Source organism: Candidatus Sulfotelmatobacter sp. (assembly GCA_035498555.1).
Classification (GTDB): domain Bacteria; phylum Eisenbacteria; class RBG-16-71-46; order RBG-16-71-46; family RBG-16-71-46; genus DATKAB01.
Genome location: DATKAB010000040.1, coordinates 1 through 5,320, shown reverse-complemented (window position 1 = coordinate 5,320; position 5,320 = coordinate 1). Strand labels below are relative to the sequence as shown.

Here is a 5,320-nt window from a genome sequence, read left to right as displayed (position 1 = left end):
TTCCGAAGCGATCGACGTGCTGCACGCGCACCGCGCCCGAAATGTAGACGGTCCAGGCGAAGCAGAGTCCCCCCTGGCCATCGGAATCGACGGCGGGAGCCACGGTGCCGGCCAGATCCGAAACGTCGCCGACATCGGTGCCGCCCACGGCCGGATCGGGATTCCAGTGCGCGAACGCCGCGCGGCTCACCAGCGCCAGCGCGAGCGCGGCGCCGAGAGCGATGCGGTTCGCGATTCTCATGAGCGGCTCCTCCTTTCGGGGGCGCGTCATGGCGTCACCGCCAGTCGGCGGGTGAGCGTGCCGGCCCGGGATTCGAGTCGCACCAAATAGAGGCCGGCGGCCAGCGGTCGCCCGTCGTCGGCAACCAGTCGCACCTGGAGCGCGTGCGCGCCGGCGGCGGCGGCGCCGTTCAACCAGCGGCAGACGCGGCGCCCGGCGAGATCGAACAGTTCGAGCCGGACGGATCCCGCCGCTGGCAGCGCAAACCCGAGCGTGAGATTGGATCGAGCGGGGTTGGGTCGCGGCGGCGCGAGCGCGAACGAGAGCGCGGGCGCGGTGCCAACTGCGGTCTGGGACGGCGGATTGACGAGTTGAGCCGACGATTCGTTGCCGTGGATGTCCACGAGCGTGAGCTTGTAGTACCAGGCGGTGGCGGTGACATCGACGTAGCCGGTGTCCGGTTGGCTCGCCAGCAGGCTCGCCGGCGAGATCGCGAAGTCGGGTGAGGCGCCGCGGTACAACCGATACACGCCGAAGTCGGAATTGACGCTCGGGCTCCACGACAGATGGGTGAAGCCCGGGCCGTAGTAGGCCTGGAAGGTCGCCGCCGGCAGCGGCGGGAAGTTGTCCACCGAGTAGCCCGAGTCGGGGTACGAGAACCAGGTCTCCAGCAGATTGCCGAACGCCTCGACCATGAACGCCGTGTAGGGATTCGAATCGGGCAACGAATCGCAGGTGGTGGTGATGTCGTAGGTGCGCGTCGCGCCGCCGCCCGGATACTGCTTGTCCACGAATTCCCAGGCGTAGCCGTCGGTGGCGCCGGCGAGCTGCAGCAGCGCGCCGGTGTTCATCGCCACCTCGGGGTCCGAGGTCACGGGACGACTGCGCACCGCCGAGCTGAGGCCCGGATTCTGCGGCGGCACCGAGCGCCAGATGCGATACGAGCTGATCGCGCTCGCGTCGCGGTCGCTGGCGCTCCAGGTCAAAGTGAGGTGACCGCCCTGATCGTTCGGAACGTCGCGAGCCGAGACGATGCCGGGCGCGGGATCACCGAGCACGCTCCAGCCATCGAAGCGCTCGGCGTAGATGTCGCCGCTGCCCGAGCGCGCGTCGGTCCACGCCAGAATGGCGCCGCCGCGACCGTCGTCCACGATCGCGGGCCCCGTCTGGTCGCCAACCGCCGTGCTCAGCGGGATGCCGCCGAGCGTTCCCTGCACCTGGCCCGCGCCCGAAATGCGTCGCGCGTAGATGTCGGAGTCGGAGCCGCGGTGGTCCTGCCACGCGATGATCGCGCCGCCCTGGCCGTCGCCGGCGATCACCGGCGCCGTCTGGTCGCCCGAGAACGACGTGATCACCGCGCCGAGCTGGGGAAGGCCCCAGAGCTGTACCCCCGCGCCAGTGACGCGCTGGGCGTAGATGTCCTGCGAGGAAATGTGGTCGGTCTGCCAGACCACGATCATCCCGCCCGAGCCGTCGCTCACCGATTGCGGCAGCTGCTGAGAGCCCTGCACCTGGGCGAGCGCGATGGCGTTCGTTCCCCACATCAGGCTGCCGGTCGACGACACGCGCTGGGCGTAGACGTCCGGGAGGTTGAGTCCGTTCCGCTCGTCTTCCCAGGCGATCAGCGCGCCGCCGTAGCCGTCGGACACCATGGTGGGATTGCGCTGATCGTTGAGCGCGGTCGAGATCGCCAGGCCATCGGCGGGCCAGTCGGCCACCCCGAACGACGACAGTCGTTGCGCGTAGATGTCCAAATCGGTGCCGTTGCGGAGGTCGGACCACACCACGATCACCCCGCCCGCGCCATCGAGCGCCAGGCCGCTCGGGCTCTGGGCATTGGTGGCGGTGCAGGCGGCGGCGCCCGAGCTGCCCCAGCCGATCGCTCCGGTCGCGTCAACGTGTTGCGCGTAGACATCGCCCGAGGGCGAGACGCGAGTGTCGCTCCAGGCCACGAACGCGCCGCCTGAGCCATCCGCGATCACCACTCTCGGAATCTGATCGCCCGGCGCGACTGCCAGCGGCACGCCGCCCGCACTCCAGCGCGCGGCGCCGCTCGCGTCGAGGCGCTGGCCGTAGAGATCGAAGTTGCCGCCGCGCGCGTCGGGCCACACCACGATCGCGCCGCCCGCGCCGTCGGAGGCGACCAGCGGAAACGAAAAGGTGCCGGCATTGGCCTGGACCAGCAGACCGTCGCTGCCCCACAGCGACGCTCCCGAGTGATCCACTCGCTGCGCGTAGAGGTCGTAGCGACCCGCGCGATGATCCACCCAGCAGAGGATCGCCCCACCGTCGCCATCGCCGGTCGCCACCACCGAGGTCTGGCCGCTGGCGGCGGTGCACACCGGAACACCGACCGCGGGATCGTAGGGCCAGGAGGCGAGGACCGGCCCGGCAGACAGGGCACCGAGCGCGATCAGCGCTGCGGCTGGAAACGAGCGCATGAAGAGGTCCTTTCCGGGCGCCGGGGCAACTCGGGGGCGCGCCGCCGGATTCGATCCGGTGACCTCTTCTACGTCTCGAAACTCAAATGCGAACGCGGCCGGCGGTATCGAACGGCCGGGCCGGGCAATCCGCAGAAAGGAACCCGTCCTGCCCGGGTCAGTGCAGGTCTTTGATCGCGGCCGGCGGGATGGTATCGGGGGCGGAGGCGTTGCCGCGCGTGCTGACCGCGGCCAACGCACCGGTGATCAGGCGGATGGTGTAGATGCTGGTGGCGCCCGGGGTGCCCTTCTGCGCGTTGGCGTAGGCGAGCAGATTCCCGGTGGTGTCCCAGCGGCCGTACACCGAAGCCTGATTGCCGTCGGTCGCGATCGGGGTGCCGCCGCCGTAGACGTCGGGCGACATGTTGGCGTAGCTCGGGCCCTGGCCGGCGAAGACGATGTCGCGCCAGGTCGACGTGAACTTCTGCATCTCGGAGTTGCTGGCGTAGGCGCCGTAGCCCTCGAAGTGGAGATCGCAGAAGACGTAGCTCGTGTACTCGGCGTAATTGGTGGTCTGCCAGGTGGTGGTGTTGTCGACCTGGTGGTGCCAGCTGTAGGCGGTCGGCACGGTGGGGTTCATCACCAGGTTGGCGGCCGAGCGCGCCTGCATCGAGTCGGCCATGCTCTTGTAGAACGAGTCGCCGGTGATCTTCCACAGGTAGTAGGCGGCGCGCATGATGTTGCCGACCACGTGCGCTTCGTGCTTGTACATGCCGCTGGTGCTGAGCCAGCCGCTGGCGCGGTTCCCTCCCGCGCGCGCCACCCACTTGGCCTCCCAGTGGTGCTGCAGGTAGTCGGTCCAGAACGCGGCGCGCGAGGCGTACGAAGTGTCAAGGTCGCGGTTGAGGTAGAAGGCGTAGGCGACCATGGCGAGGTTGCCGTGCGTCATGGCCTCGTCGAGCTGGTTGTGGTCGCTGCCGAAGAACCCGCCGGTGTTGCTGCAGGTGTAGCCGAAGCCGACCGCGCGCCAGCGCCAGTCGAGAAAGCCGTCGGCGGTGCCGCCCACACACGCATCGTCGGCGTCGCTAAGCCGAGCGCGCATCGAGTCGGTCACGACCTTCACCTTGTCGAGGAACTGCCGATCGCCGGTGGCGCGCAGCCCGAGCAGCATGAAGGCGTTGAAGTCGCCGATCGAGCGCCCGTAGGTGTAGGTGTCGTCGTACTGCGAGCGCGTGAGCACCGTCGAGGCGCAGCCGTTCACATGCTGCCAGGCGAGGTCGTACCAGGTCTGCTCCGCAGTCGAGAGCCTCGAGCGCGAGAACGAGGGATCGACGCGCAGCGTGAGCGCGGTGTCGTTGGCGGCGAGGGCGCGCGTGGCCCAGGCCGCGGAACCCGTGGCGAGGCTCGCGGCGAGCAGGAGGTTCAGGATGAGGGCGTTCGATCGCATGCGGAGAAGGCTCTAGACGGCAAGACTCGTTCCATGAATGGTGGCTCGGCGGGCAGGCGAAATCGACCAGCAGAAGCGGCTCGATTGCGCCCTAACGCCATGATGGGCAGCCCGATAGCGAACATACCCCAGCCACGAGCACGCCGTCACCCGATCGCGCACGGTGGTAGAAATTCCAACCCGATCGGGCAACTTTCACGCTCGCGGCGATCCCGCTACGGCGCCGGCCGCCAGTCGCGCGCGGCCGCCAGCGCCCGAAGCCCGGGGTTGTCGGCCGAGATCGGTGGAATCCAGTCGCCCACGCGCTCCCGCTTCCACCAGGCGTGCGTGGGATCGTCCGGGCTCGCGAAGTCGTAGCGATAGTAGGCGGCGCGGATCCAGCGCGGCGGCGCATTCGGGAACGGATCGTTGGCGAGCAGCGTCATCACCGTGCGGTCGCCGTGCAGCAGCTTCCAGACGAAGTGCAGCGTCCACGGATATTCATTCGGCGTCGACATCGCGGCGAACCAGATCGACCAGTCGAGCCGCGGCTGATAGGGCGCGATGATCGCCGGCCGCCGCATCGGATCGCCGGGTTTGGCCGGGAACTCGTATGCCATCCACCGCGTGGAATCCGTCACCACCGAGTCGCGCGTGCCTTCGAACACGATCTCGTACCGTTCGCGGCCCACCGTTCCGAACGCGCCGTAGGTGTTCACCAGATCGAGCGGGTCGAAGGACGTGTTCATCGCCTGACCCGGCGAGAGCAGGTTGAGCACCACCGGAATGCTCAGGAGCGCGACCAGAACCGCCAGCGCCGTCGCCACCCGGGTCTGAAGGCGCGACCGCGTCGCCGACTCCGTCGCGCGCTCCGCGGCCAGTACCAGCCTCCGCGGCAGGAAAGGGGCGAGGAACGCGTCGTCGAAGCAGGCGAGGATCGGCACGATGGTCAGATAGTTGAGGAACGAGAGATTGCCGCTCAGGATCAGTGAAACCTGGAACGCCAGCATCGCGACGCCGGCCACGAGCCGCGCGGGGCGAATTCGATCGGGCGCGAGGGCGAACCATCCCGCCACCAGCTCGACGAAGTGGTTGTAGAGCACCTCGAGCTTGTGAACGAGCGGCGGATGGAAATGGAACCAGCGCGAGAGCGGGTTGGGGATCGGCTGCGTGAGGTAGTGGTAGTCGAGGCAGGTGAGATCGCGCCAGCACGGATCGCCACGCAACTTGATCAGCCCGGCGCCGAGCATGATG

Annotated in this window: 4 protein-coding genes; all 4 read right to left on the bottom strand. The window is 68.6% G+C overall.

Going from position 1 to position 5,320, the window contains the following annotated elements; translation table 11 throughout:
- On the bottom strand, positions 1-241 hold a 241-nt coding region (locus VMJ70_03440; GenBank protein HTO90165.1), incomplete at its 3' end, for a hypothetical protein.
- Positions 242-267: 26 nt separating this feature from the next.
- Positions 268-2,661 (bottom strand): T9SS type A sorting domain-containing protein, encoded by a 2,394-nt coding sequence (locus tag VMJ70_03435; protein ID HTO90164.1) that lies wholly within the window; start codon positions 2,659-2,661, stop codon positions 268-270.
- Between the two features lie 157 nt (positions 2,662-2,818).
- Positions 2,819-4,087, bottom strand: a complete 1,269-nt coding sequence (locus tag VMJ70_03430; protein ID HTO90163.1) for a hypothetical protein — start codon at positions 4,085-4,087, stop codon at positions 2,819-2,821.
- Between the two features lie 215 nt (positions 4,088-4,302).
- Positions 4,303-5,320 (bottom strand): lipase maturation factor family protein (locus tag VMJ70_03425; protein ID HTO90162.1); only part of this gene is annotated, 1,018 nt, incomplete at its 5' end.